Origin of the sequence: Butyrivibrio sp. WCD2001, assembly GCF_000424485.1 — a bacterium.
GTDB lineage: Bacteria > Bacillota > Clostridia > Lachnospirales > Lachnospiraceae > Butyrivibrio.
This window is the reverse complement of record NZ_AUJZ01000014.1, coordinates 38,117-64,308: the sequence shown is the minus strand read 5'-3', so window position 1 is coordinate 64,308 and position 26,192 is coordinate 38,117. Positions and strand designations below refer to the sequence as shown.

Genomic DNA, 26,192 nt, shown 5'->3' with positions numbered 1-26,192 from the left:
AAGGTGTTGACTCTGACGTAACGTTATAGTTTAAGCTATAGTTACACGTGAAGGAGATGAACGCTATGAAGACAGTAAATGAAGTAAGTAAACTGACAGGAGTGAGTATACGCACCTTGCAGTATTACGATCAGATAGGACTCTTAAAGCCGGCAGAATATACGGAGTCGGGCTACAGACTGTATGACGATGCAGCTCTGGAAAAAATGCAGCAGATTTTACTGTTCAAGGAGCTGGAGTTTCCGCTTAAGGATATAAAAGACATTATAAACAGATCTGATTTTGACAAAACAAAGGCATTGGAGCAGCAGATCGAGCTCCTGGAGCTTAAGAAGGAGCATATTGAAAATCTGCTTAACCTCTGTAAGTACCTTAAAGTGAGAGGAGTGAGAAAATTGGATTTTACAGCATTTGACAGTAGTAAGCTTGACGAATACGCAAGAAAAGCAAAGGAACAGTGGGGCCAGACTCCGGCATATAAGGAATATGCAGAAAAGAGCAAGAACTGGACAAAAGAATATGAAAGTGGCCTTATGGCTGACTTTACCAAGCTTTTTGAGGAATTCGGAACCATGAAGGAGATGGATCCTGCATCTAAAGAGGTCCAGAGCCAGGTTAAGAGAGTACAGGATTTCATTACCGAAAATATGTATACCTGCACTAATGATATATTATATGGTCTCGGAACCGGTTATGTAGGCGGCGGAGAACTTACAGAAAACATAGAAAAAATGGGTGGTAAGGGGACTGCCGAGTTTATTTTCCGGGCTATAAAGATTTATTGCGGCAGACCCGACTAAGAGGTATGAAATTCGGAGGGGGTATATGAGAAAAAATACAGTCACCCTGCTGGTTTGGATGAAAAGGGAAAAGAAAGAGTACGGACAATGGAATAGGCAGGAAGAAGTGACCTGACAAATCTTCGCAAACGAGGAAATGTACGATTTTCAATACTCATCCATAATATACTTGTGAGCAGGAGGAAGAAAGCATGGAATGGATCGAAGCATTACAAAAAGCTATCACGTATATGGAGGAGCATCTTCTCGAGGAGATCAACTATGAAGACGTAGCGAAGCAGGTGCACACGTCGAGCTACGAGTTTCACAGGGCTTTCAGTTTCGTGACAGGCTTAACGGCCAACGCATATATCCGTAACCGCCGATTGTCTCTGGCGGGGAAAGAGCTTGTAGAGACCGATGCGAAGATCACTGATCTGGCAATGAAGTATGGCTACGAAACACCGGAAAGCTTTACTAAGGCTTTCACAAGGTTTCACGGTGTCGCGCCGAAAACAGCCAGAGAAGAAGCCGGCAAACTGACGCTTTTTAATCCGCTTACAATTACATTATCTGTGAAAGGTGGTAAGAGTATGGATTATCGTATCGTTCAAACAAAAGAGAAGAAGTTTATCGCACTGGTAAGGGAGTTCAGTAACGGAATTATTAACGACGAGGCCAACCACGAAGTGGCGGATTTCTGGGGAGAATGCAACAGCAAGAATATGCTGTCGCCGATCTGGATGCTGAGAGAGGATGGAAAGCGCGATCTCTACGGTCTTTGCAGTCCGACTACAGAAGGAAAGGACACCTTTGAGTACGGTATCGGCATCATCATCGACGAGGATACTGCACAGTTCGATCAGGCAGATCTGGAGAAAAAAGGCTTCCACATCTGGGATGTCAATCCCGGGACTTATGTAGTATTTGAATGTGTGGGTGAAGATGGCGACTGCATCGCCAAGACCTGGGTGAAGTTCTATAAGGAGTTTCTGCCGCAGATGGGCTACGAGGCTTCCGAAGAGACTGACTACGAGCTTTACTTTGATGGGACCAGGCCGGATATATTCTGCGAACTGTGGATTCCGATCAAGAAAAAATAAAAAGCAGCCGAAATATTGTCCGGAGGATTAGCTATGGATATCAGTATTCTTTTAATTCTACAGGAATTCAGAAACGGAGTCGGTGCCTGTCTCACAGATTTTATGCTGAAAATAAGTTACAAAATAAGGCATTGATTTATTTGGCCGTATAGGGTATAGTTTTTATTGCAACGGAAAACGTTTTCCATAACAAGAGGAGCGAATATGAATTTAGGTGCAATATATCACAGAATGTCCGAACAATACTGCTATAGTCTTGATGAAAACCAGCTGATTATCAACATAAAAACAGGCTACGATGTTGATAAGATTTTCATATACCACGGAGATCCGTACGATGCGGGAATAATGGGCGGAAAAGAGCGCTGGAACGGCAAGAAGGAAGAAATATTTTTCAAGAAAAGATTGAAGGACCACATCTGGTGGACGACAACGCTTTGCCCCGAGCACAAGAGATGTAAGTACTATTTTGAGCTTCACTCGTGCGATGAATGTGTATATTTCTTCGAGGATGGTTTCTACAGCGAGGAGGAGATGAATCAGGAGGGCAAGATTCTTTCGTATTTCATCATGCCCTGGATGAATCCTGCAGATGTCTGCAAGACTCCCGCATGGGTAAACGATACCGTGTGGTATCAGATTTTCCCCGAGAGATTCTGCAACGGCGATAAGAGCATAGACCCTGAGAATGTGATAGAATGGCAGACCGGCGAGGTCGGGATGCACGACTACTACGGCGGCGACATCAGGGGCATACGCGATAAAATTCCCTACCTCAAGGAGCTTGGAATTACCGGACTATATCTTAATCCTATATTTGAGGCGCACAGCAATCATAAATATAACACCCGTGATTATAAGAAGGTTGATCCGCATTTCGGAACCAACGAAGACTTAAAGAACCTGGTGAAGGAGGCTCACGACGCGGGTATCAGAGTCATGCTTGATGCGGTATTTAATCATACCGGAAGCGACCATCCCATGTGGCTTGACGTCCTGGAAAACGGACAGCAGTCAAAGTATGCGGACTGGTACATGGTAAATAAATGGCCTGTGGAGCAGGGACGCGACACCAGAGACGGAAGGTATTTTTCCTTTGCTTTCGCAGAATACATGCCAAAGCTCAACACCAATAATCCTGAGGTTCAGGATTATCTGCTGGATATCATCAGATTCTGGATTGATGAGTTTGATATTGACGGGCTGCGGTTCGATGTGGGCAATGAGATATCACATTCCTTCCTCAAAGCAGTTCGCTATATGACAAAGCGTATGAAGGACGATTTTTATCTGCTCGGTGAAATATGGCACGATTCCATGTCATGGCTCCAGGGAGATGAGTACGACTCGGTGATGAATTATCCGCTTTCCACAGCGATAGCTGATTTCTGGGTTTATAAAAACAGAGGCCGTGAGACCTTTGAATATGACATAAACAGATGCTTTACTATGTATTATTCCCAGGTAAATGACGTCCTTTTCAATCTTCTGGATTCGCATGACACCAACAGACTCATTGAGAAGGCAGAGAAAAATGTGGACATTTTCTATCAGCAGCTTGCGGTACTTTTCACAATGCCCGGAAGCCCATGCATCTATTACGGAACAGAAGTAATCATGGATGGATCCTATGATCCCGACTGTCGCAGATGCATGCCCTGGGATGAGATAGACTCAGGGAAAAAGGATGCCGAGCTCTCAGAGATGAAAACGCTTATAAACATGAGAAAATCTCTGCAATCCTGTAAGAGCAGGAATTTCCATTTTCCTAATGATGTTGCTGACGAAAGGGTAATATCATATCTGAAAATCGGTGATAATGAGAGCCTTCAGGTATACTTAAACTGCGGAGAGTCAGATGCCGTCATAAATTTCGGTGATAATACTGAGGCTGTATATAGCCGTAAGTGGAATAATACCGATGAATGCAGCGGAATTCTTGGAGAAAAGGGCATTTTGATTTTGAAATCCTGAAACTATGCATGAAACAAGTGTAGCTATATTTGCACTATCTGTAGTGATATATGGTAAAGTGCTCAGCGCTCCTCTATGATTTAATTATGGAGGAACGCTGCATATGAGCACACAAAGAATCACAGCCATATTGGCTATCTTTTTAATAACGACCGTTTTCTTACGAAGCATCTCACAGGCCGCAAATCCCAATGACATAGAGGATCTTATAAAGCAATATCAGCAGGAGACAAAATGCAATCACGTAAGCGTTGTAGTTTATAACCACGGCGATGTCTCATATTATGGCGATAGCGAAGGGCTCTACCAGATAGGTTCCATGACAAAAGCCTTTACCGGGCTTGCTATTCAGAGGCTGATAACAGAACGCGTCATTGATGAAAATGGCGTAATTTCTGACTATATCCCGGGATTTGAGGCTTTCTTTGATTCCAGGAAAGCTGATATTACGGTAAGGAATCTGCTTGAGCAGAAGAGCGGTTTTACAAATAATGAAAAAGAATACCCGAGTGCTGCGGCGACGGAGACCCTTGCAGAGTGGGCTGACAGAATCTCGGGGAGTGAGTTAAACAGCATGCCCGGAGCCGGGTATGCATACTCCAATGTGAATTACAATCTTCTGGGACTCGTCATAGAAAATGTATCCGGAATGCCCTATAGTGACTACCTGGAACAAAATATCCTTTTGCCGCTTGGTCTGAAAAACACATATGTCGGAATGCCTTATAGCGGCAGAATTGTCGAAGGAACAAGGCTCGGATACCGTCATGCGTTCGATTTTCACATGGCTGTAAAGGAAGCAAGCATACCTGCAGGATATTTCTATTCAAACACTGAGGACATGGGCAGATGGATTGAAATCTGCTTAGGAAACAGCGAAATCCCGGAAGATTTTAAGGAATCTTTTTCAAAAATCAAAGAACAGCTCAAGTCGGAAGGGGATTATTATTCCGGCTGGGAACTTTTCGCTGACGGTGTGACAGGTCATTCAGGCGGTACCCCGAATTATTCTTCAAGAATTGTGTTTGAAGATAAGAACCAAATAGGTGTATGTGTTCTTTCCAACCTGAATGTAGCGGCCACTACAGACAGTCTGTGCAACAGTATTTTTGATATTTTATCAGGCAAAAATCCGGGGCCACTGACCAAAGACATCTGGACGACTTTTGATATTGTCTTTTCAGCCGTGACAGCTGTTGGCATTTTTCTTTTTGGGGCTATTTTCATCACAAAAAGGCAATCACTTCTCCTTGGATGTGATACGATACTAATAGTTCTTCTTGCATTAGTTCTAATATTGTTTCCAATAATTTTCGGTGCCGGAATGAAAGAAATTGTGTTTACATGGGCACCCCGGAGCCTGGCGGGAGGTATCCTTACTGTCGCCGGAGATATCGTTTGTACCACTATAAAATTGCTGACAGGGAAAAGGTATGCAGATCATAACAAGACAGGTAAAGGATAAACCGCTTACGGTCACAATTGAATACCCGGAACACACTGATTTCGTCACATCTCTGGTTCGCAGGATAAGCAGCATGGATACAAGCTTTTCTGCAAGCATAGATGGACGCCGGGTGAAAATAAGTCTGTCAGATGTCTATTACATTGAGAACGTAGAGCGAAAACTGTTCCTTTATACTGCAAAAGACGTGTATCGCCTTGACTCCTCCATGCCGGAGATGCTATCCATAACTGCAGATACCGATCTTGTCAGAATATCGAGGACCTGCATTATGAACACGGATCACTTGAAAGAAATCCGGCAGGTCAGGAATAGTCACCTTGAGGCAGTGCTTGATAATGATGAGATGCTGATTGTTTCCAGAAAGTACTTGAAGGATATAAAGAGGGTTTTCCAAAAATGAAGAGTATAAAGATAATTCTGAGGGATACTTGCATATTGGCGGCGTTGATGATTTTGTCCGTATTCGCTATTTCCATAATATGGGCAGGAGTCACAGAGGAGATAGGGCTTGTCCTCAAGCTGTTCGGCCTGGCTTTAATTATCGCAGTCGTAAATTACCTGATTGACGAGTATCTTTCTTTATCAATGGCAATGTATTATGTAGTAAAATATTTTGCGATAACAGTCTTAGTGATGCTTTTCGGATTTATAGCAGGATGGTTCTATCCAACCAATTTCTGGATGGCATTTGTCTATGTCGGAGTAGTGCTGATACTGGCGTACTCAATTGATAGTTTCAGGGTGAAAAAAGATATAGAATTTATAAATGGGAAGATTAGTGACAGAGGGCAGCGAGGGCTGTAGATGTATGTTTTGGGTGAGTAAAAGACATGGAATTTAGAAAACTAACAGCTTCAGATTTAGCATCACTACATTGTTATAAAGCAATTTTACAGAGCGGAAAAGCCCGAACCGATGCCCATAGGTTTTATGAGCATAAAGGCTTCAACGGAGAGTCAAAAAAAGCCTTTGATATGCGACTGGAGTAATGGGCTATGCCTTTTGAGATAATAGCTATCCTTTGCGTGGCCAGATATTAGATGATCAGACGTCAATAAACCTATTATTTGTATATTCCCTGCTGCAATACAAAAAAGTACGAATAACAGCAGTATAAATTTAGTAGTATAGTCTGCTGAAAAAGTGAAATATGCTAATTGTGGCAGTAGCTTTTACGATACCATCTCTGCTACAAATAGGAACAATCGAAAATGCGGCAGCCATTAGATGGAAAAAATAACTGCCGAAAATAAACCAAATAAGATATGCGGTAGAATACTGCCACTAAAAACAACTGCTGCAAATGTGCAAAGCAAATAATCCAGCAGTTATAAGCCATAGTTTCGCTCTACTGGTTTAACTTGATAGCATATGAGCCTTAAAAAATTATAATCCGAAACGGGCGTCTTATCTATGAAAACGCCTGGGGAAAAACCAATTCATATAACCCTGACGGAACCCCCTGCACCGACAGCAGCGCGGTAACCACGGATACTCTATATGACCTGACCTCGCTCACAGACCTTGATATAATCAAAAAGTGGAAAGCGGAGCTCACGATGCCAATAAATTTGATGGCGGCTGGTACGCCGCAAGTACCTTGGGTTTTGTCCCGGAGATTCTGTATATCGGCATTGACTCCAACGAGGAGATTAGCGAAAAACGTAAGAAGTAAGAAAGAGCTCGGTTTGTTATATAATGGCTAAACAATAATATGTACAACTTTTGGAGGACAAAATGGAAAGAAAACGTGTGTTATGTTTTGGAGATTCTCTTACATGGGGATATGATCCCGAAAAGAGGACCAGAATAGATGAAAATATGAGATGGACCGGTGTGCTGCAGACACTTCTGGGCGATTCCTACAAGGTTATCGAGGAAGGACACAACGGAAGAACCATTGCTACCGACGATCCCGCAGAGGGTGAGAAAAACGGCCTCAAGTACGTTATTCCCTGTATCGAGAGTCAGTCCCCTGTTGATGTGATGATCATCATGCTGGGCAGCAATGATCTTAAGAGGAAATTTTCATACTGTTCCATGGATATAGCAGGAGAGATGCAGATATTCCTTGAAAAAGTTCAGGCACACAACAGGTTTCGCATGAACGATAAGATGAAGATTCTTCTGATATCACCTCCGCTTGTAGGTACAACAGGCAAAGGCTCTTGGCTTGAGGACTGCTTCGATTTTATAAATGCAGCAAAGGTTTCCTCAGAGCTTGCACAATGGTATAAACAGCTGGCTGACATGTACGGCTGCGCGTTTCTTGATGCTTCCAAGATAGTTTCACCAAGCCCCGCAGACGGAGTACATATTGACAAGGATGCCCACGGAAAGCTTGGAAAAGCCATCTATGACAGGCTTCATAACAGCGGCTTATTGGAGTAACATGGCGACAACAATTTTCCCTGAATTATTTGCGGCGATATCTCCCATATTTTCAATGCTCTCATAGGCATTACCATCGGCCTTATCGGACATCGCACGTATAATAACAAATGGTATGTCATACTGATAGCATACTGCCGCAACCGAAGCACCTTCCATTTCACAGGCGATAGCTCCAAAATCATCGCTTAACTTTTTTACATATTCCTCAGACGCAACGAATTGGTCTCCTGTGGCAATTGTTCCTTTGAAGACATGCTCTTTTCCCACCACGGAAACAGCAGCATCGTACGCTCTTTTCACAAGCTCTTCATCGCAGTAGTAGTAGCCTTCATCACCAAGTTCACCCATAGAACCGGTTCCGCTCCAGATAAAGCCGTCGTTCGAAATCATTCCGTAATCGTGCTGTACAAGGCGCTCAGCAATTACTTCATCCAGCACCTTGGTTTCATCCCCGACACCGCCGGCAATTCCTGTAAATATCACGTTCTTAATGTTGTAATTATTCAACATGGCAGTCGCTCCGGATGCCGCAAGCACCTTGCCGATTCCACTTCTGGATATGATAACAGGCTGCCCGCACAATTTTCCAACGTGATACTCAACCTTACCGATAGTGTCAACATGATCTATTTCTGCCTCTGAAAGCAGAAACTCTATTTCATTATCCATCGCGGAGACGATTCCTATATATTCCTGACCTTTATCCGGTGTCTTTTTAGCTGAGCAGGCACAGAGCGAAATCATCAATAACACCATGAACACTGACAAAATTTTTGCGGTTTTTTTCATTAGGTTACTCCTTAATTTCATATTTTTCTCCATACATTATTAGCTTATAGTATCAACGGCCTATAAAACTCTTTTTTATAAAAATTTAATAGTTTTTTCACTCGAACACTCATAAAATATGATTCAGGAGATTTAGTTTCCTGTAGAGGTGGTAAAAGACTGAAGTTTTCTTATGGAGGATTGCAAAATGGGTAAGAGTAAAAAATCTATTGTTATCAAATTTTTGTCCCTTGTACTTGTTTTGATTTTGGCTACCACGATGGCTAATCCCATAACCGTAGAAGCTAAAGTAAGAAAGAAAACACTTAAAACCTTGCACACTTTCAGCAACGATGATCCGCTTTATCTCGACAGCATCGCATATCGTGTAAAACCGGGACATTATAGATTCAAGATTAAAAAGCCGAAGAATTCCGGAGCCTACGGCCTCATAAGATTCATGGCTCCCAAGGAAAAAGACTATTATTTTACTGTAAATAAAGTTCATGGAAACAAAAGAAAAAACTATGTGAACGGATATTTCAATGTTCTGCAAAAATTGATGGAGCCCGACGGATATCTATATTCGGAGCGAATCGGAACCAGTGGTTTATTTGCCTCTAAAAATACCGGTATGGCCAGAAAGACAAGACGCATCGGTTTTGCATGCTATCAAAACACTGTGATGTATATAGAATTCTATGTTTCCGGAAGCAGATCAAGCTATGTACAGTTTGATTTCACAATTAAATAGCTAGAACTTCAATGAATTTCAACACCTCACAAAATAACATTGTTTACAAAAAATCGCTTTGATATCATTCTTACCTGGAGGACACGAATATGTTTAGTAAGATTGATAACGAAATGAAGCGACGCCTTGCTATGACTCTTGGAGGTGTTGTGATAGCCACATTTATCAATTTGTTCCTTGTGGGCTACGTAGTTGATTTTTCATGGGGCCGCTTATAGAGTTCTTCAATGTCAATGTGGCAAGACCGTTCCGTTATGGCAAGGGAAAAAATAAAGCCTAGGCACATTTAAATATCAGGAGAACTTCTGTATTCACTGGGGGACATACCGGTTATTCTCTTGAAAGCTTTTGAAAAAGTAAATATGTCACTGTAACCGACAGCAAATGCAACGAATTGTATTGTGTTGTCGGTTTTTTTCAGCATATTTTTAGCCATGTTAACACGATAAGTTGACAGGAAATCCTTGATTGTAGAGCCTGTTGCTTCATGAAAAAGCCTTGATAAATAGCTTCTGTTTAAGCCACAGGTCATTGCTATGTCTTCTACATGGATGGGTTCTGAAAACTTAAGTTGTATGAATTTTATCACTGTGCGGACGTACTGGAGCTGCAGGCTTTCATTTGTTTCTTCCTCGCTGCGGGCATAGGAAGAATGAAGAAAGTCCATCAGTTCATAGGTTTTGGCAATGCTGAAGTATTCCCTTTCATAGTTTTCAAAAAGATCGTCCATCAGACGTTGAAGAGCGCTTTTTGTTTCGCCTTCCCGGAGTTTAACATCGCGTACAGGCTGCATCTCATTGAGCTCGCATTCGTTAAAAAGCTCAAGCATAGCAGAACCTCCGAGATGAGCCCAACAGTATGTCCAGGGATCCTCGCTGTCAGCTATGTAGTATGCACTGATACCTGCCGGAATAAAGAAAATCTGTTGCTCATGGATAGAGTATTCTTTTCCCATAATCTGAAGCATGCCCTTGCCAGAAGTCACATAATGCAAAATGCCGCGAGGACGTATAACGGGGCCGTATGAATAACAGGTTTTTGCCACATAACGTCCTATCTCATAAAGCCTTACTTCATCGCTTTTGTCGTAGTCAAGAAAAGCGCAAAAATCAAATCCGGGTCCATCTGTTTTTGTATTCATAAAATAACCACCTCACAAAATGACAAATACTACCAACATAATAACATGTAAAGAAACATTTGTAATGGATAAACTAAGCAAGTCAGGCAAACAAAAAAGCAGAAATAAATCTGCAAAACAAATGGAGGATAAGAAAAAATGAAAAAGAAAGTATTGGCACTTGTTCTTAGTTCTATGATGGCTGTAGGAATGATCGGCTGTGGCGGATCTTCAGCAGACAACACTCAGGCAACTACTGAGAATACCGAGAGCACTGCTTCAGAAAGCACTGCTTCAGAAAGCACTGCTTCCGGAAATTATAAGACAGACCACATCACAATCAACATCTGGGATTCAAACCAGCAGGCAGGAATCCAGCAGATAGCTGATGACTGGACAGCTAAGTCCGGTGTTAAAGTTAACATCGAGGTTATCGATTGGGATAACTATTGGACACTTCTTGAAGCCGGTGCTTCAGGCGGAGATATGCCCGATGTATTCTGGATGCATTCCAACACAGCACAGATGTATATGGAGAATGATATTCTTCTTGACCTTACAGATTACATTGCTAATGATTCTTCTATCGATAAGAGCAACTATTACGAAGGTGTTTGGGATCTTTACAGCAGCAGTGGCAAACAGTATGCACTTCCCAAGGATCATGACACAATCGCTCTTCTTTATAACAAGGCAATCTTTGATCAGTACAACGTAGAATATCCTACAGATGACTGGACATGGGAAGATATGTACGAGGCAGCTAAGGCTATCACCGAGGGTTCAAACGGCGATGTTTATGGTATGGCTATGAACACTTCCAACAACCAGGATGGATGGTACAACCTTGTTTACGATTACGGCGCACAGGTTATCACAGAAGATCACAAGGGAACAACAATCGGTTCCGACGAAGCTAAGAATGGTATGGAGATGTGCAGAAAGCTTATCTCTGTTGGCGCTCCTCAGTCTGTAGTAGCTGAGACAGGAACAGATTCACTTTTCATCTCCGGTAAGACAGCTATGATCACACAGGGTTCATGGATGATCAACACATTCTACACAGCAGAAAATCATGCAGATTATGCATGGGCAATGCTTCCTTATGCAGATGTTAACGGCAATGGTTCATGTGATGCCGGCGAGAGATATTCTTGCTACAACGGTCTTGGATGGGCAGCAAATGCAGCTGTTGAAGATCCTCAGGCTTGCTACGACCTCATTTCTTACTTCTGCTCAGAGGAAGGTCAGAAGAAGCAGGCTCAGCTTGGTGTAACAATGGGCGGTATGAAGGGAATTTCAGAAGATTTCTCCGGCGCTTTTGAGGGAATGGATGTTTCAGCATTTGTAAGAGCCGAGGAAGAGGGAGATCTTTACTTCCGTCCTTACACAAGAAAGACAACTGTTTGGGAAGATGCTCTTCAGCAGGAAGGTGCTTTCCTTGATGCATGGCAGAGCCCTGATGATCCGGCAGCAATGGCTACAGCATGTGACAATGCTCAGAAGATTATCGAGGATGCTATAGCAGCAGAGTAATATAACAGAGGAGAATAATCATGGCTAAAGGGAAAATGACTCCGTCTCAGAAAAGGCAGGCTATTTGGGGATGGGCTTTTATTACACCTACCATGCTGGGACTTATCATATTAAATTTTTATCCGGCAATTAATACTGTATACCAGTCATTTTGTAAAACCGGAGATTTCGGAAAAGGAAATAGATTTGTCGGTCTTGCAAATTATCAGGCTGTTCTTACAGCAGGTGAAACATGGCAATCCCTGTGGAATACTGTAAAATATGCAATCGTTGAGGTTCCTCTTGGAATTGTGATTGCTCTTATACTTGCAGTACTTCTTCAGAATAAGCTTCCGGGAAAGGGATTTTTCCGCACACTGTTTTTCCTTCCTATGGTCTGCGCACCTGCTGCAGTAGCTATGGTATGGAAGTGGCTATATAACCAGCAGTTCGGACTTATCAACAACACTTTTGGTACAAAGGTTGCGTGGATATCAGATCCTAATATTGCATGGATCAGTGTAGGAATAATCGGTGTCTGGTCAATAATCGGATATAACATGGTTCTGTTTATCGCTGGTCTTCAGGAAATACCGAGAGATTATTACGAAGCTGCCCAGATTGACGGAGCATCACCCTTGAAGCAATTTTTTAACATAACAGTTCCGCTTCTTAGTCCTACAACATTCTTTATCGTTCAGACAAGAATTATCGGAGCCCTCACTGTGTTTGATCTTATGTTCATGGTAATGGATAAGACGAATCTTGCTCTTAATAAGACACAATCAATCGTTTACCTGTTCTATACCTACGCATTTACAAACAGTAACAGGGGCTACGGCGCGACACTTGTTGTAGTACTTGTAGTATTTATTATGATCGCAACCTTCTTCCTGCAGAGACTTGAGAAGAAGATTGTATTCTACAATTAAAGAAGGAGCATGTTATGGATAGTATGAAAAAAAAGTATATTATCGGTAAAATTCTCGCATATGCAGTGCTGATAATATTTGCAATCATAATGCTTGTGCCTTTTGTATGGATGATCCTTACCGCACTTAAGACAAACCAGGAAGCAATCAGCGTAGATCCTTTCTACATTTTACCTGCGCATGGATGGCATTTTGAAAACTTCGGAACAGTATGGAAGAGTTATAATTTCATAACTCTTTACAAGAACACAATTTTGTTCATTATTTTCCGTGTAATCTGTGCCTGCCTTACAGCAACAATGGCAGGATATGCATTTGGAAGACTCGAGTTCCCCGGAAAGAAGTTTATGTTTTCCCTGGTTCTTATCCAGATGATGATTCCTTCTCAGGTATTTGTAATACCTCAGTACTTAATGGTTTCAAAGCTAAAACTGATGAATACTACAGCAGGACTGGTTTTCCCGGGGCTTGTTACAGCATTTGGAACTTACCTTTTGAAGACGGGATATCAAAGTCTGCCAAAGGATTTGGAAGAGGCGGCGGCCATTGATGGCTGTAATATTGGACAGACATTCCTTTTCATAATGATGCCTCTTACAAGATCAGCAATGATCTCACTTGGAATCTTTACTGCGCTGTTTGCGTTCAAGGATCTTATGTGGCCCATGATCGTCTGCACAAATGCCAGCACAACTACACTTAGTGCAGGTCTTGCAAAGATGCAGGGACAGTATGGCAGTGATTATCCCGCAATGATGGCATCAGCAGTGCTTGCAATTGTTCCTATGATAATTATTTACATCATTTTCCAGAAGCAGTTTGTAGAAGGAATTGCAACATCAGGAGGAAAGCTCTGATATGGCAATCAGTTTTGACAAAGAAAACAAAGTGTTTTGCTTAAATACTGAAAACACTGAATATCAGATAAAGATAAATGAATACAACATGCTGCTTCATACCTACTATGGAGCACCCGTTGGAAACAATGACATGGGCTATCTTGTTCGTGAGATAGACCGTGGCTTTTCCGGCAACTCATACGAAGGAAGGCACCGTAGAGGTGTTTCACCTGACACCCTTCCCTTTGAGTACAGCACGGATGGCGCCGGAGACTACAGAATAAGTGCAATTGACATTGTTCTGGAAAACGGCAGTAGAACTTTGGATCTGAGATATAAGAGCCACATCATTATAGAGGGAAAAGAGGCTCTTATGGGGTTACCCCATGTAAGAGGCGAAGAGGACAGGGTAAGCACCCTTAAGATAAGCCTTTTTGACGAGCCTTCGGGGATAGAAGTTACTCTTATTTACTCAGTTTTTGAAAAAAAGGATATTATCACGAGATCCGCAAAGATCACAAATACATCCGGAAGTGTTCACAGATTGACTAAGGCAGCATCAATGGGGATTGATATGCTTAATAAGAAAATGGACATGATTCACTTCCATGGAAGACATGCAATGGAGAGACAGCCTGAGAGGATTCCGCTCACACATGACGTACATGTTGTTTCTTCCAAGCGAGGTGCCAGCAGCCACCACAACAATCCTTTTGTGATTCTCTGTGACCGTGATACAACTGAAAATAGCGGAGAATGCTATGGCTTCATGCTTGTTTATTCAGGCAACCATGCAGAGGAAATCGAGGTAGACCAGGCCGGTAGCATCCGACTTGTTTGCGGAATCGGAAGTAATAATTTTGACTGGAGACTTGGATCAGGTGAGAGCTTTGATACTCCTGAAGTAATCATGGCATACACCGGCAACGGTCTTAATGATCTTAGCTTTTTGTACCATCGCATTATCCGTGAGAATGTGTGCCCGCGTGAATTCAGACAGGTTAAGAGACCTGTTCTGATCAATAACTGGGAAGGCACATATTTCAATTTTGATGAAAAGAGCATCATCGAGATTGCAGATGCAGCAGCAGATGCTGGCTGTGAGATGCTGGTTTTGGATGACGGTTGGTTTGGCGAAAGAAATGATGACAACAGGGGGCTTGGGGACTGGTTTGTAAATGAGAAAAAGCTTCCCGGTAGTCTGTCAAAGATTGCCGATCATGTGAACAGTCTTGGAATGAAGTTTGGGCTTTGGTTTGAGCCTGAGATGGTGAATGAAGATTCAGAGCTTTTCAGAAATCATCCCGATTGGGCGCTTCGCGATCCCGACAGAAATCCTGTAATGGGACGTAATCAGCTTGTTCTTGATATGTCAAGAAGAGAGGTTGTGGATTATCTGTTTGACAGCATGTCGAAGATTCTTGATTCTTCCAACATCTCATACATCAAGTGGGATTTCAACAGGTCAATAGCTAATGTCTTCTCAAATGCTATGCCTGCTGACAGGCAGGGTGAAGTTCCGCACAGATTTGTGCTCGGAACCTATGATCTACTCGGTAGACTAAGAAAAGCCTATCCTGAAGTTATGATGGAAGGCTGCTCAGGCGGCGGTGGAAGATTTGATGCGGGAATTCTTTTCTATTCACCTCAGATATGGTGCTCAGATAACAGTGAGGCCATAAATCGTCTGAAGATTCAGAAGGGCACAAGCTATGGCTATCCGGTAAGTACCATGGGAAGTCACGTTTCAGCATCTCCTAATCACCAGAACGGGAGAAAAACACCTCTTACCACAAGAGCAATTGTTGCCATGTCCGGAACTTTCGGATATGAGTTTGATCCGAGAAAGCTTTCCAAGGAAGAGCGTGCTGAGATGAGATGCCAGATAGCTCTTTTCAATAAGTATTACGAGCTTATTCAGAGAGGCAGATATTACAGATTATCGGACAAGCTTACGGAAGATTATTTCACAGCCTGGGAATTTGTGGCTGCTGATAAGTCAGAAGTGCTTTTAAATCTTGTAGTTACAGATGTAAGAGGTAATCCGGAGATTCCTTTTGTGAAGCTTCCGGGGCTTGATCCGGATGCAGTTTATGAAATTGATCATATGCTGAAATCCGTAGAGGGTTCCCCCGAAGAAGCCGGAATTGAGGAGAGAAGCGAACAGGGTATGCGATATACCGGTAGAGCTTTGATGAATGGAGGTCTTGCATTAGACCCGCTTTACGGAGTATATCCTGCTGTTCAGATTCATTTTAATAAGATTTGATCAAGGAAGATAAGTATTATTCATAGTGGAAAACCTGATTAATGGGGAAGGCTGGAGCTTTGTCACGCAAGCTCCAGCCTTGTTTTAATGAAGAAAAGTGTGTGTTCTTATGAGGGAGTCAAGAGAAGTTTTTGATCTCTTGATGGTTATATAATACAGATAAAATCGTAAGAGAAAGTGACCAATTTGTGTAAAATGTGTGAAATCGTCTCTTATCAGACAGACTCCGTGCTTGTATCAGCCGGATAGTTCACAAGGCAGTATTTTGTGTATTCCACGATAAGCGCCGCTATTTCATTACTCTTGATCAAAATGCCGCGTCTTTTCATATTGATCATCTCAAGATATGCAGCTATATCCGTAAAAAGTTTGTTCTTCCTCACGGTCATGGGATATACCTGAATCTGCTGGTTTTTGCAGTACTCAAGAAGATCTTCAAGTGATACATTCTCTTTTTTCTTCCTCTCAAGGAAAGGGTGGAGGAATGGCATCCTCTCAGAATACAGCCAATACATTGTCTTGTCGTAGAGCATGTTGAAGGTGTGCTGTTGTATATACTCCACCTGTACTTCTGAAATCTTGTAGGTTATCCGCTTCTTCATAGAAATCACCACCTGTCATTAACATCTATAATTTGAGCATATCTAATGTGAACATTATAAAACAGGAGAGTAAAACTTTTATTAAAAACGCCTTAACAGAGGCTTAAAATAGCATAAAATCAGGCATTTTCATTGGATTTTCCGGCGTGCGATGGTATCATAATGCGTAGGACAGATACAATATATCTGTCCTTTTTGATTACAAAAAGGACACTGCAAAATTTGCCGAAATAGCCAGAATCCTGGCGGAGAGGAAAGGGTGCTTATATGAAGAGAATGAAAAAAGGATATGCAAGTATACTAGCCCTGATGATGGCAATTGTGATGACAACAGTCTTTATGATGCCTGACCTTGGAATAAGTGTAAAAGCTGGCGGATTCATAAATATTCTGTCAAAAACCTATTACAACACAAATCCTCCCAAGATTGTAATTAAATATCAAGATCCCTCCGGCGAAACAAAGGTCAGAGTCTGTGTAGTAAGTATGACTGACAACGGAAGCAACCTTGGAAGAGTAAATATGGATGGGCAAACATACTATATTAACTCGGAGGGAACCACTGATGCTACCGTAGAAAAAGATAACGGTGACGGAACAAAGGATATGTCTGCTGAGGTAATCCTATCTTCCGGAAGTGGTTCAAAACTTCCAGAAGGCACTGCAGCAAAGTTATATGTTGAGGTCAAACACGGTGATCAGGTAGTTGGAAAGAGTATATTCGGCTCACCCAGAAATGACGACATAACTATCCCTGCTGAAGAAGGTTCACCTGAAAAGAGCCTCACCGCCACCCCTCCGATCGGTGAAACAAAATATTATAACAATGGACTACAACAGCAAGGTGTAGCTGAAGGTACAGGATATACACTTTCAGGTGCATATAGGGCAATTAACGCAGGCACTTATACTGCAACAGCTACCCTCCAAAGCGGATATAAATGGACTGATGGAACCACTGCCGCCAAGGAGATATCTTGGCAGTTAAAACCTGCCGAGATATCAGGAGTTACCGTTAAAGTAGAGGGTGCTAAAGATTTTACGTATACATCCGATGAAAATGCCAGCCTAGTACTGGACGTCACATTTGCAAATGGCTCTGCACTTAAAAATGAAATGGCTTATAGCTGGTCAGCAAAAGGTACAGAAGGCCATTATGGTTCTGCATCTACTATTAGAATTGCTCAACATAAGGCAGGTGATTATTCTGTATCTGTAGCTGGATCAGGAAATGTAACCGGCATGGCAACGGCAGATTATACAATAACTAAAAATGCAGGTAAGTTTAAGGCTAAAGCAAAGAAAAAGACATATAAAGTAACGAAGCAGGAAAAAAAGAAGAAAACAGTCGATATATCTGAAGTTATTGCCACTGAAAACGGTGATAAAGTCACTTATAAAAAAGTACAGGGCAATAAATATATTACAATCGACAATAAAAATGGAAAAGTCGTATTAAAAAAGAAATTAAAACCCGGTACCTACAAAGTGAAGGTTCAGGTAACATCTACAAGTGAAAACTATACTTATGGAAAAGCAACCCAAATGGTAGAGGTTAAACTGAAAGTAAAGCGCAAGAAATAACTAATGGATACAAATGATCATCAGTCAGCTGCATAGAAAAAGGAGTATTTGTTATGAGAGTTACTACAACAAATACTTTCACCCACCAGTAATAACGGACCTCCGTCATTTCTGACGGAGGTTCGTTATTCAATACTCTTTTTCTTCTCAATAATAATCCATCCTATTTTTGTAGTACCATAGCTCCTCGTAGGATTCATTACTCATGCATGACCTAGAAACAGTCACAAAGCCGTGCTTGTCATAGTAGGTGATTGAAGCGTCGCCGGCATAGCTTTCCTTTATTCTTATGGGCCCACTGAAAAAGAGATTCTTGTATGGATAGAAACGGACATAAGTATCGTCGAATTGTTCCACCTCCATCACGTATTTTTCACCATCTCTTGTTATCACTTCCTCTGTTTGAGTAAAGAAAAGCATTCCACTAAGCATCAATATTTCCCCTCCACCGATAAGAAGCATCCCTGTCAGGACAATTGCAAGAACGCGGAGGAGACCGTTTTTAATGCTGAAAATGAGCATTATCAGTCCTGCAAGCAATGCTATAAGTATTATTACTACAATGATTTTCCAGATCCATAGCCGCAATCTCAAGCCGGTTACGGGTATAAATATTTTAGTTAGCGCGGCAATAAATACAGTCCATGCCAGTCCCTCTACAAAATATCCAAGAAAAGAAGAGTGCTTGTCCCCACAACTCATCCAATGGAACCACTTTTTTACTTGCTGTTCCAATTTGATACTCCTAATGTAGATATCAGCCTTCTCAATCCTGAATTAAAGGATTTGAAAACATTGCTACATCAACAACTTTTCTGTTGTAATCCTTCTCGTAGAACTGGATACGATCTGATAATGTGTAGCCTTTATCTGTGCTGTAATCATATCCTGCATCGATGATGTTGCCGGTTGAGTCAAGAAGAAGCGCTGTTACATATCCGGGCATCATGTAGTCATCTGACTTAACAGTATAGTCCACTTTGTAGTATCCGTCACTATCTGTTGAGAGGTACCAGTCACCTTCCCAGTATGTGCTTGTTTCATATACGTTCGGAAGTTCAATGCTGTCCCAGTGAATCTCGCCGGTAGGTGTGTTGTCACAATATACTGACTGTACTATTGTATTGCCGGGTCTTATAGCTGTCTCGTAGAAAGAGATATCAGCGACTTCCTGTCCGCTCTTTCCCTTAGCATAGCCTTTTGCTGAGAAGGTTACATCCTCATCATAAATGTTTGTAATACCTATTAAAAGATAAGGAGAATCACTATGCTTATAAGAAGCTACAGAAATAACGATTCCTTCCATATCCTTGGGTGAGTACTGTACACCCCAGTTAACCTTATTGTAGTCGGTATCCAGTTTGTTCATAATTGATTCCTGCTCAGATGTGAGATATGAGTTCTTGGATAAAGTTGTCTTTTCTGTAGAAAGTAAAGTCTTACCACTTGTAGATGCTGCAGGCTGTACCTTTGCCTGTGAAGTCAGATTGTAAAGACCTGCCGCTGATACATTAACACTGCCTGTTGCTACGCTGAATACTGCAGCTGCCATACAAATAACACCCATAACCTTTGAATACACTCTTTTCATACCTTTTTTCCTCTTTTCCTTTTTTATTTTAATTTTTTTAATTTGTTCATTTGGCTGTTTTATTTGCGCCTTTACCTTATATACAGATGGGGGAGGAAAAATGTTGCAAAGATTTAAAAAAATTTTTAATCTAAATTAGAATAATAAAAAACGACAGAGCAAGGAGTGACGTATGCAATATAAAGTAGCGGATATACCTCATAAAAAGATATGGGGAAGATGTTCATCCGTAGCGGATGAGCTTATATTATTCTGGACAGGAAGCGGAATTGAATTAAATGTAAGAGCAGGGCATCTGTATGCTGATATAGAGGCTGTTTATGATGTATTGGAAATCTGGATTGATGTATTTATAGATGATCAGCGAATCATGCATTTCCCTCTCCTAAAGGGAAAACACAGATATCAACTGATGAACGGATTTGACTCCACTCATGCGGCGTCGATCAGAGTTGTAAGAAGTACACAGTCAATGGCTGAGAGCTGCGCTTCAGTTGTAAAAATCTCTTCTTTTGAGACAGATGGAGAATTTGTGCCTGTGAAGGAAAGGAAATTCAGCCTGGAATTTATAGGTGACAGTATTACATCAGGAGAGGGAAGTTTTGCTCTATCGCGTGAAGAGTGGATGCCCACTGTATTTGACCATGTAAGCAGTTATACATACATGACCGCCAAAATTCTGGATGCTGATTACAACATAATAAGCCAGAGCGGATGGGGGCTGTTTGCTTCCTGGGAGGGCAGCTGCGAATGTTCAATGCAAAAGATATACCCCTATGTTTGCGCCGCACAAAACTGTGAAGAGTCCAAAGCGCTTGGCTGCATGGAAAAATGGGATTTTACTGATTTTGAAACAGACGCGGTCATAATAAACCTCGGGACGAATGACAGCAGTGCAATGAAGCTTGATATCTGGGATGAAGATGAATTTCTCGAGCAATTCACGACCACCGGAAATATCTTTTTAGGTGATATCAGGAAAAATAATCCCGGTGCAAAAATCATATGGGCTTACGGTATGCTTGGAAATGACATGGAAGATGTAATCTGGCAGATTATAGATACTTATAACAAAGAAACCGGGGACAACGTTACATATCTAAGGCTTCCAGACTGCAGCGATATACATGTTGGTGCCAGACTTCATCCGGATCCGGAAGGCCACCGCCTTGCTGCAAAAGTGCTTTCGGACTATCTAAAGGAAATATTGGCATAGAAAAAATAACAGGGGCCGCGCACTGATCACTAAGTGCACGGTCCCCAAAATAATGCCTGTTCAATTCTTAATTACTTCATTTTTTAGTCCTCAATCAAAGGATTTGTAAACATAGCTACATCAGCAACTCTTCTGGAGTATTCCTTCTCGTAGAACTTGATGCTGTCTGATACTGTGTATCCCTTATCAGTAGTAAAATTGTATGCCATATCGAGGATATTGCCGTTTGAATCAACAAGAACAGCTGTTACATATCCGGGCATCATATAGTCATCTGACTTAATAGAGTAGTCAACCATGTAGTAACCATCACTATCTGTTGTGAAAGTCCAATCTCCTGTAGCATAAGCGCTAGTTTCATATACTTCAGGAAGTTCAATGTTATCCCAATGAATCTCTCCGGTAGGTGTGCTGTCACAGTATACCGATTTTATAATTGTATTACCGGGTCTTATAGCTGTCTCATAGATAGATATATCAGCGACTTCCTGTCCGCTCTTTCCCTTAGCATAGCCTGTTGCTGAAAATGTCACATCATCATTGTAAATATTTGTAATACCAATCACAAGAAAAGGCATTGTGTCTTCCATATAAGAAGAAACGGAAATGATGATTCCATCCATATCCTTGGGAGAGTACTGTACACCCCAGTTGATCTTTGAATAATCATTTTCAAGCTTGGCAAGAATTTTCTCCTGCTCAGATGTGAGATATGAGCTCTTGGATACAGTCTCTTTTTCCTTTGTAAGTAAAGTCTTATTACCGGAAGTTGACTTTCTCTCGGTTGTTGTACTGCTTCCTGTAGTTGTTCTGCTCTGAGAAGTTGTCTTTGTCTGTCCCTGTGACTTTGAAGGATTGTAAAATCCTGCTGCAGATACATTAACACTGCTTGTTGCTACACTGAAAATTGTAGCTGCCATACAAATAACACCCATAACCTTTGAATACACTCTTTTCATACCTTTTTTCCTCTTTTCTTTATCATTTTTTATTTTTGAATTTTTATATTTGGCTGTTTTATTTGCGCCTTTACCTTATATACAGACGGGGGATGAAAAATGTTGCAAAGATTTAAAAAATTTTTTTAAAAATTTTTCCGGCATCAGATAATCTTCAATAATAAGATTATTTTTATCTTGAATTAAGATAATTTTTACTTCTATCTGAAATAATAGAATAAGCGTAATATTGGTATTTTTCTTATGGAGAAATCATATAATCCTTAAGTTCACACCGGGATTTGTAAATCGCAGCGTTTTTGAAAATGATACCCCGGACGAACCTCTGGTTGATCTGGAGCTCATCAGAATTGCGAAAAAGCAGCTTTAGCTAAGATTTGAAAGGAGCGTTTATGGTAAGAATACAACTGTGGCCTGACAATGATGTTGTTCAGGAAAAGATAACCATCAGAGCAGGAAAAAGACAGGTAAATGCACTTGTTATAAAGCCTAAAGATTATGCGGGCGGCGCAGCCTGCGTTCTTTGGATGCACGGCGGCGGTCTTGCTACCGGCATGAAGGAAATGGCATACATGACAAGGGCGATTGACCTTGTTAAGAAATTCGGTGTCGTAGTTGTTTCACCCGGGTATAAATTGTCATGGCAGGAGCCGTATCCCGCCGCAATAAAGGACTGCTATGCAACGCTTCTTTACATTAAAAAACATGCGAAGGATCTTGGAATCCGCGATGATCAGATAATGGTCGGAGGGGAGAGTGCCGGAGGTGGCCTGACTGCAGCGCTTTGCATGCTCACAAGAGATAAAAAGAGCGTGAATATCGCCTATCAGATGCCGCTTTATCCCATGCTCGATAACTTTGATACGGGGTCATCCAGGGATAATCACAACAAAGTCTGGAATACGAGAAAAAACCATATGGCATGGAAGTTTTACCTCGGAAGGAATGTAAAGAAAGCCGTGCCTCCTTATGCTGCTCCCGCAAGGCAGACGGATTATACAAACCTTCCGCCCTGCTATACCTTTGTGTGCACCGATGAGCCTTTTTATGACGAGACTCTTGCTTTTGTAAAAAAGCTTAAGGAGGCCGGAGTAGAGGCAGAAGTGGATATTATAGAAGGAATGTACCATTCCTTTGACCTGTATGAACCCGATAGTCCGATTACAAGGGAGACTGTAGAGAAATTCCTTCAGCGCTTTGAATATGCGCTTGAACACTATCACGCACCCCAGAACTGAAGTTAAGTAATAGCCGACTGATTCTTTTACAGGAGGTATTGATAATGAAAATAAGAAAAGCTTATATGCTGGCTGCAATGATTGTAACTGTAATGATTTCAGGGTGTTCTTTGGGTACCAACAATGCTCAGCCAAAGTCGGATACCCAGACTGCCCATGCCAAAACCACAATCGAGTTTATGACCATGCTTGATGAGGATCCGGAATTAAAAAGCCTGATGGAAGAATCAATCATGCTTGCTTCGGTGAACAATCCCGATAAAAAGACAAACCCGGTGCGCTCGCTTGATGATTATTATGCTTTTCTTGACTGGTCAGCAACCTGTATGCCCTGGAATATACTGGATGTTGAAAATCCTTCACTTTATTCGAGCATAGACCAGAGTCTGGATTATTTTTATTATCTATTGGATCAGCCTCTACCGGAGCTTGCCGGGAAAGGCTACTATTATCCCTGCCTTGAATACCACGAGCCTGTGGCTTCATGGGTGAAATCTTACTGCAAAGACTGGGGAGAATTCCTTTCAACCGAAGAGAGCTGGAACGATGACTACTATGCCCGCGTAGTAGCTGATGAAGATTTTAATATGAAAAAAGGGTGGTACGCGGATACTAATGAGTGGAAGACCTTTAACGAGTGGTTTTCCAGGAAGCTCATAGATCCCGGAGTTCGTCCTCTTGCTGATGCAGACGTAATTGCCCCTGCAGATTCTACCCCTCAGGGCATATGGAAAATAGATGAAAATTCGCAGATTGACCTTGGAGTTCAGCTAAAATCCGTGCGTTTCTATAATGTGAAGGATATCATCGGAGAAGATAGCGAATATGAGGATGAGTTTGCTAATGGAACGCTGACGCACACTTTCCTGGATGTCAACGATTATCACCGCTATCATTTTCCTATGGATGGCACTGTCCTTGAAGTGCGTAAAATAGATGCGCTTGATGCAGTTGGCGGCATTATTTCCTGGGACAGTACCCAGAAGAAATATATTCTTTGGGATTCGAACCCCGGTTGGCAGTCGATAGAAACCAGAGATTGCCTGATACTTGATACAAAATACGGCCTGGTCGCAATCCTTCCAATCGGAATGTCTCAGGTCAGCTCCTGCAACTGGGAAGAAACCGTAAAACCCGGCGTTTCCGTAAAGGCCGGGGATCCGATGGGATATTTCCTTTTTGGCGGAAGCGATATCGTTATGATCTTCCAGGAGGGCGTAGAGCTTAAACTTGAGGCGGATCATCATATCTACATGGGGGAACCCTTTGCAGATATAACACCGTAGATTTCTGAAGAAGATTTCTTTTTTCGTACAGAACATTCTAATATAAATCCATCAAATCCCACGATCTTATTATGAGACCGTGGGATTTTTCGCTCTAAAAACTGAGATTTCTTATGGTCAACAGCATTTTTCGCAATAATGCTTTTTTCATGAATTTGTTACTCTTTTTAGCCTATTTATGTATAGATATCCCCATATATTTTCGCAAACTAACAGTAATTTTCCTTTTGTTACTCTGTTTTCAGTAAAAAAGGAGTAACAAATCTAAAGAACAAATAGATTTGCGAAAAATGAACTATAGAAATGGAATAAATATCATGCAAAAAGAGTAATAAACTATAAATAATTGCGTATTTGCGAAACTCACATAGCTACACAACAAGTGCATCTATATAACGCGGAGGTATCAATACCCCCGCTTTTCTTTTTGTAAATGAGAGAGAATTCTGGGCATTTTGGTATACCTTTTGCGCTCTTTTAGGGGCTTCCTCAGCACAACTTGTAAATGAGAATACGTTTTTAGGATTTTGGTATCCCTGTTTTTTGAAATCATGGGTACCAAATCCTCAAAAAAGCCTTCTCATTTACTTTTAGATTTAAAAACCAGTGAAAACAAGCCGAAAATGTATACCAAAACGCTAAAAACCTTATTTTATTTACTTTTTGTAAAATCCGACCGTTCCTCAATCGTTTCCGTGTAAAACAGCTCTAATTAAGTGTAATGACGTAACCCGCTTTCCATATGTGATAAATATATTCTCAGGAAAGGAGGAAACGGCATATGAAGAAGATGGAGAGTGAAAAAGAAGCATGAAAAATGAGTTTACAGTTAGAAATAAAGGTTTTATTGAGGAGGTTTACTATGAGATACAAAGATATTCAGGATTTGACGACACATAGCGAAAACAAAAGAAACAGAAAAAATGGCCAGATTAAGAGCTATGACCAGTACAGAGAAAAGCTGTTTGAGCTTCATAACAAGGAGCCCAAAATCAATATGTTTGGTGCAACATTCACTATCTAATTCATAGTGCAATATTTGTTACATCTTATACATCTACCGAAAAGAGACCTACCCCCCCGGTCTCTTTTTTGGTTGCAATTTATGCAGAGTGTAATTTATGATTTTTCAAGAGAGCTTATAGCCCAAATCGGAAACGGAGAAAGGAACGGCGTTATATGTGTGGACGATATTACTATGCTGACAAAACTGCAAAGGCTGTGGAAATCGAGTTACAGCTGCCATATGGGACGCTGATACTTCCGGCCGGCGATATTGTTCCCGGAAAAGCGGCTATTGCGCTTCTATTGGGAAAAGAAACAGCTGATATTAAAGTCTGTGACCTTCACTGGGGACTTACCACCAAAGATAAAAAGCTGGTGATAAATGCCAGGGCGGAATCTGTCCTGGAAAAGCCGATGTTTTCCGAAAGCATAAAGTCCAGGCGATGCATCCTCCCGGCGGGAGGCTTCTATGAATGGAACAGGGACAAAACCAAGTACACATTTACAAGCAAAGATGGCAATCCTCTGTATCTTGCCGGATTCTATGATATGAGCGATAACAGAGACAGCTTTGTAATACTTACCACAGAAGCTAACAGTTCCATGAGCCCTGTCCACGACCGGATGCCCGTAATTATCGACAAAAAGAATGTGAGGGAATATCTGTGTGAGAGCAGTGCCGCACTTGACATGATCAAGGAAAAAATGCCTGAGCTTGAAAGAAAATGCGATTACAAACAGCTAAGCCTGTTCTGAAATATAGGGAACAACTTTGTTTATACTGATGTCCCTGAAT

Annotated in this window: 26 protein-coding genes; 20 read left to right on the top strand and 6 right to left on the bottom strand. The window is 41.5% G+C overall.

The window, feature by feature from the left end; translation table 11 throughout:
• Positions 1–65 precede the first annotated feature (65 nt).
• The 8 genes from G630_RS0112590 to G630_RS0112550 all read left to right on the top strand — a co-directional run bounded on the left by G630_RS0112590 (position 66) and on the right by G630_RS0112550 (position 7,715).
• A complete protein-coding gene (locus tag G630_RS0112590) occupies positions 66–800 on the top strand; it encodes a MerR family transcriptional regulator (protein WP_044959270.1) in 735 nt (244 codons plus the stop codon).
• A gap of 191 nt (positions 801–991) precedes the next feature.
• Positions 992–1,882 carry an AraC family transcriptional regulator gene (locus tag G630_RS0112580; protein WP_026498773.1) on the top strand — a complete coding sequence of 297 codons (891 nt, stop codon included), beginning with the start codon at positions 992–994 and terminating at the stop codon, positions 1,880–1,882.
• Positions 1,883–2,086: 204 nt separating this feature from the next.
• The gene (locus G630_RS0112570; protein ID WP_026498772.1) at positions 2,087–3,856 is read left to right on the top strand and encodes a glycoside hydrolase family 13 protein; all 1,770 of its coding nucleotides are present in this window, start codon (positions 2,087–2,089) and stop codon (positions 3,854–3,856) included.
• Between the two features lie 103 nt (positions 3,857–3,959).
• Complete coding sequence (locus G630_RS0112565) at positions 3,960–5,321, top strand: serine hydrolase domain-containing protein (RefSeq protein ID WP_026498771.1); 1,362 nt, start codon at positions 3,960–3,962, stop codon at positions 5,319–5,321.
• A complete protein-coding gene (locus tag G630_RS0112560; protein ID WP_022762382.1) occupies positions 5,290–5,724 on the top strand; it encodes a LytTR family DNA-binding domain-containing protein in 435 nt (144 codons plus the stop codon). The genes G630_RS0112565 and G630_RS0112560 overlap by 32 nt, the downstream gene beginning before the upstream one ends.
• Positions 5,721–6,128, top strand: a complete 408-nt coding sequence (locus tag G630_RS0112555) for a hypothetical protein (protein WP_026498770.1) — start codon at positions 5,721–5,723, stop codon at positions 6,126–6,128. Before G630_RS0112560 ends, G630_RS0112555 begins: the two co-directional genes overlap by 4 nt.
• Positions 6,129–6,864: 736 nt before the next feature.
• Positions 6,865–6,999 (top strand): hypothetical protein, encoded by a 135-nt coding sequence (locus tag G630_RS25610; RefSeq protein ID WP_256379748.1) that lies wholly within the window; start codon positions 6,865–6,867, stop codon positions 6,997–6,999.
• Positions 7,000–7,061: 62 nt separating this feature from the next.
• A complete protein-coding gene (locus tag G630_RS0112550; RefSeq protein WP_022762380.1) occupies positions 7,062–7,715 on the top strand; it encodes an SGNH/GDSL hydrolase family protein in 654 nt (217 codons plus the stop codon).
• Here the strand turns inward: G630_RS0112550 and G630_RS0112545 are convergent.
• Complete coding sequence (locus tag G630_RS0112545; protein WP_026498769.1) at positions 7,704–8,507, bottom strand: 5'-methylthioadenosine/adenosylhomocysteine nucleosidase; 804 nt, start codon at positions 8,505–8,507, stop codon at positions 7,704–7,706. The genes G630_RS0112550 and G630_RS0112545 overlap by 12 nt on opposite strands.
• 187 nt (positions 8,508–8,694) lie before the next feature.
• Here G630_RS0112545 and G630_RS0112540 point away from each other — a divergent pair, with 187 nt between their 5' ends.
• Together G630_RS0112540 and G630_RS25605 are read left to right on the top strand one after the other, a co-directional pair.
• A complete protein-coding gene (locus G630_RS0112540; RefSeq protein ID WP_022762378.1) occupies positions 8,695–9,240 on the top strand; it encodes a hypothetical protein in 546 nt (181 codons plus the stop codon).
• Positions 9,241–9,329: 89 nt separating this feature from the next.
• Positions 9,330–9,458 carry a hypothetical protein gene (locus G630_RS25605; protein ID WP_022762377.1) on the top strand — a complete coding sequence of 43 codons (129 nt, stop codon included), beginning with the start codon at positions 9,330–9,332 and terminating at the stop codon, positions 9,456–9,458.
• A 68-nt stretch (positions 9,459–9,526) separates the two neighbouring features.
• Here the strand turns inward: G630_RS25605 and G630_RS0112530 are convergent, their stop codons facing one another.
• Positions 9,527–10,381 carry an AraC family transcriptional regulator gene (locus G630_RS0112530; protein WP_022762376.1) on the bottom strand — a complete coding sequence of 285 codons (855 nt, stop codon included), beginning with the start codon at positions 10,379–10,381 and terminating at the stop codon, positions 9,527–9,529.
• Positions 10,382–10,519: 138 nt separating this feature from the next.
• Here G630_RS0112530 and G630_RS0112525 point away from each other — a divergent pair, with 138 nt between their 5' ends.
• From G630_RS0112525 to G630_RS0112510, 4 genes are read left to right on the top strand one after another with little or no spacing between them, the layout of a single operon-like run.
• The gene (locus G630_RS0112525; protein WP_026498768.1) at positions 10,520–11,896 is read left to right on the top strand and encodes an ABC transporter substrate-binding protein; all 1,377 of its coding nucleotides are present in this window, start codon (positions 10,520–10,522) and stop codon (positions 11,894–11,896) included.
• A 20-nt stretch (positions 11,897–11,916) separates the two neighbouring features.
• Positions 11,917–12,807 carry a carbohydrate ABC transporter permease gene (locus G630_RS0112520; RefSeq protein ID WP_022762374.1) on the top strand — a complete coding sequence of 297 codons (891 nt, stop codon included), beginning with the start codon at positions 11,917–11,919 and terminating at the stop codon, positions 12,805–12,807.
• A gap of 14 nt (positions 12,808–12,821) precedes the next feature.
• Positions 12,822–13,664: a carbohydrate ABC transporter permease gene (locus tag G630_RS0112515; protein WP_022762373.1), complete on the top strand. Its 843-nt coding sequence runs from the start codon at positions 12,822–12,824 to the stop codon at positions 13,662–13,664.
• A gap of 1 nt (position 13,665) precedes the next feature.
• A complete protein-coding gene (locus G630_RS0112510; protein WP_026498766.1) occupies positions 13,666–15,915 on the top strand; it encodes an alpha-galactosidase in 2,250 nt (749 codons plus the stop codon).
• 215 nt (positions 15,916–16,130) lie between these two features.
• Here G630_RS0112510 and G630_RS0112505 read toward each other — a convergent pair whose 3' ends face one another.
• Positions 16,131–16,517, bottom strand: coding sequence for a hypothetical protein (locus G630_RS0112505; protein ID WP_022762371.1), 387 nt, complete (start codon positions 16,515–16,517; stop codon positions 16,131–16,133).
• 267 nt (positions 16,518–16,784) lie between these two features.
• On the opposite strand from G630_RS0112505, the gene G630_RS0112500 reads away from it, so the two are divergent.
• Positions 16,785–18,101: a hypothetical protein gene (locus tag G630_RS0112500; RefSeq protein WP_026498765.1), complete on the top strand. Its 1,317-nt coding sequence runs from the start codon at positions 16,785–16,787 to the stop codon at positions 18,099–18,101.
• Between the two features lie 147 nt (positions 18,102–18,248).
• Here the strand turns inward: G630_RS0112500 and G630_RS0112495 are convergent, their stop codons facing one another.
• Both G630_RS0112495 and G630_RS0112490 read right to left on the bottom strand, forming a co-directional pair.
• Complete coding sequence (locus tag G630_RS0112495; protein ID WP_026498764.1) at positions 18,249–18,836, bottom strand: hypothetical protein; 588 nt, start codon at positions 18,834–18,836, stop codon at positions 18,249–18,251.
• A gap of 31 nt (positions 18,837–18,867) precedes the next feature.
• Positions 18,868–19,692, bottom strand: coding sequence for a hypothetical protein (locus G630_RS0112490; protein WP_026498763.1), 825 nt, complete (start codon positions 19,690–19,692; stop codon positions 18,868–18,870).
• A 172-nt stretch (positions 19,693–19,864) separates the two neighbouring features.
• Between G630_RS0112490 and G630_RS0112485 the strand changes: the two genes are divergently transcribed.
• Positions 19,865–20,908 carry an SGNH/GDSL hydrolase family protein gene (locus G630_RS0112485; protein ID WP_026498762.1) on the top strand — a complete coding sequence of 348 codons (1,044 nt, stop codon included), beginning with the start codon at positions 19,865–19,867 and terminating at the stop codon, positions 20,906–20,908.
• 83 nt (positions 20,909–20,991) lie between these two features.
• Here G630_RS0112485 and G630_RS0112480 read toward each other — a convergent pair whose 3' ends face one another.
• On the bottom strand, positions 20,992–21,867 hold the full coding sequence (locus tag G630_RS0112480; RefSeq protein ID WP_026498761.1) for a hypothetical protein: 876 nt from the start codon (positions 21,865–21,867) through the stop codon (positions 20,992–20,994).
• 392 nt (positions 21,868–22,259) lie between these two features.
• Here G630_RS0112480 and G630_RS0112470 point away from each other — a divergent pair, with 392 nt between their 5' ends.
• The 4 genes from G630_RS0112470 to G630_RS0112455 all read left to right on the top strand — a co-directional run bounded on the left by G630_RS0112470 (position 22,260) and on the right by G630_RS0112455 (position 26,152).
• The gene (locus tag G630_RS0112470) at positions 22,260–23,105 is read left to right on the top strand and encodes an alpha/beta hydrolase (protein WP_044959267.1); all 846 of its coding nucleotides are present in this window, start codon (positions 22,260–22,262) and stop codon (positions 23,103–23,105) included.
• A gap of 44 nt (positions 23,106–23,149) precedes the next feature.
• The gene (locus G630_RS21785; protein WP_049946202.1) at positions 23,150–24,391 is read left to right on the top strand and encodes a phosphatidylserine decarboxylase; all 1,242 of its coding nucleotides are present in this window, start codon (positions 23,150–23,152) and stop codon (positions 24,389–24,391) included.
• Between the two features lie 862 nt (positions 24,392–25,253).
• Positions 25,254–25,415 (top strand): hypothetical protein, encoded by a 162-nt coding sequence (locus G630_RS24710; protein WP_155831981.1) that lies wholly within the window; start codon positions 25,254–25,256, stop codon positions 25,413–25,415.
• Between the two features lie 155 nt (positions 25,416–25,570).
• Complete coding sequence (locus G630_RS0112455; protein WP_026498759.1) at positions 25,571–26,152, top strand: SOS response-associated peptidase; 582 nt, start codon at positions 25,571–25,573, stop codon at positions 26,150–26,152.
• Positions 26,153–26,192: the final 40 nt, after the last annotated feature.

Coding starts and splice junctions, on each gene's coding strand:
- G630_RS0112590 (WP_044959270.1), top strand. CDS start 66: ATGAAGACAGTAAATGAAGTAAGTAAACTGACAGGAGTGAGTATACGC.
- G630_RS0112580 (WP_026498773.1), top strand. CDS start 992: ATGGAATGGATCGAAGCATTACAAAAAGCTATCACGTATATGGAGGAG.
- G630_RS0112570 (WP_026498772.1), top strand. CDS start 2,087: ATGAATTTAGGTGCAATATATCACAGAATGTCCGAACAATACTGCTAT.
- G630_RS0112565 (WP_026498771.1), top strand. CDS start 3,960: ATGAGCACACAAAGAATCACAGCCATATTGGCTATCTTTTTAATAACG.
- G630_RS0112560 (WP_022762382.1), top strand. CDS start 5,290: ATGCAGATCATAACAAGACAGGTAAAGGATAAACCGCTTACGGTCACA.
- G630_RS0112555 (WP_026498770.1), top strand. CDS start 5,721: ATGAAGAGTATAAAGATAATTCTGAGGGATACTTGCATATTGGCGGCG.
- G630_RS0112550 (WP_022762380.1), top strand. CDS start 7,062: ATGGAAAGAAAACGTGTGTTATGTTTTGGAGATTCTCTTACATGGGGA.
- G630_RS0112545 (WP_026498769.1), bottom strand. CDS start 8,507: ATGAAAAAAACCGCAAAAATTTTGTCAGTGTTCATGGTGTTATTGATG.
- G630_RS0112540 (WP_022762378.1), top strand. CDS start 8,695: ATGGGTAAGAGTAAAAAATCTATTGTTATCAAATTTTTGTCCCTTGTA.
- G630_RS25605 (WP_022762377.1), top strand. CDS start 9,330: ATGTTTAGTAAGATTGATAACGAAATGAAGCGACGCCTTGCTATGACT.
- G630_RS0112530 (WP_022762376.1), bottom strand. CDS start 10,381: ATGAATACAAAAACAGATGGACCCGGATTTGATTTTTGCGCTTTTCTT.
- G630_RS0112525 (WP_026498768.1), top strand. CDS start 10,520: ATGAAAAAGAAAGTATTGGCACTTGTTCTTAGTTCTATGATGGCTGTA.
- G630_RS0112520 (WP_022762374.1), top strand. CDS start 11,917: ATGGCTAAAGGGAAAATGACTCCGTCTCAGAAAAGGCAGGCTATTTGG.
- G630_RS0112515 (WP_022762373.1), top strand. CDS start 12,822: ATGGATAGTATGAAAAAAAAGTATATTATCGGTAAAATTCTCGCATAT.
- G630_RS0112510 (WP_026498766.1), top strand. CDS start 13,666: ATGGCAATCAGTTTTGACAAAGAAAACAAAGTGTTTTGCTTAAATACT.
- G630_RS0112505 (WP_022762371.1), bottom strand. CDS start 16,517: ATGAAGAAGCGGATAACCTACAAGATTTCAGAAGTACAGGTGGAGTAT.
- G630_RS0112500 (WP_026498765.1), top strand. CDS start 16,785: ATGAAGAGAATGAAAAAAGGATATGCAAGTATACTAGCCCTGATGATG.
- G630_RS0112490 (WP_026498763.1), bottom strand. CDS start 19,692: ATGAAAAGAGTGTATTCAAAGGTTATGGGTGTTATTTGTATGGCAGCT.
- G630_RS0112485 (WP_026498762.1), top strand. CDS start 19,865: ATGCAATATAAAGTAGCGGATATACCTCATAAAAAGATATGGGGAAGA.
- G630_RS0112480 (WP_026498761.1), bottom strand. CDS start 21,867: ATGAAAAGAGTGTATTCAAAGGTTATGGGTGTTATTTGTATGGCAGCT.
- G630_RS0112470 (WP_044959267.1), top strand. CDS start 22,260: ATGGTAAGAATACAACTGTGGCCTGACAATGATGTTGTTCAGGAAAAG.
- G630_RS21785 (WP_049946202.1), top strand. CDS start 23,150: ATGAAAATAAGAAAAGCTTATATGCTGGCTGCAATGATTGTAACTGTA.
- G630_RS24710 (WP_155831981.1), top strand. CDS start 25,254: ATGAGATACAAAGATATTCAGGATTTGACGACACATAGCGAAAACAAA.
- G630_RS0112455 (WP_026498759.1), top strand. CDS start 25,571: ATGTGTGGACGATATTACTATGCTGACAAAACTGCAAAGGCTGTGGAA.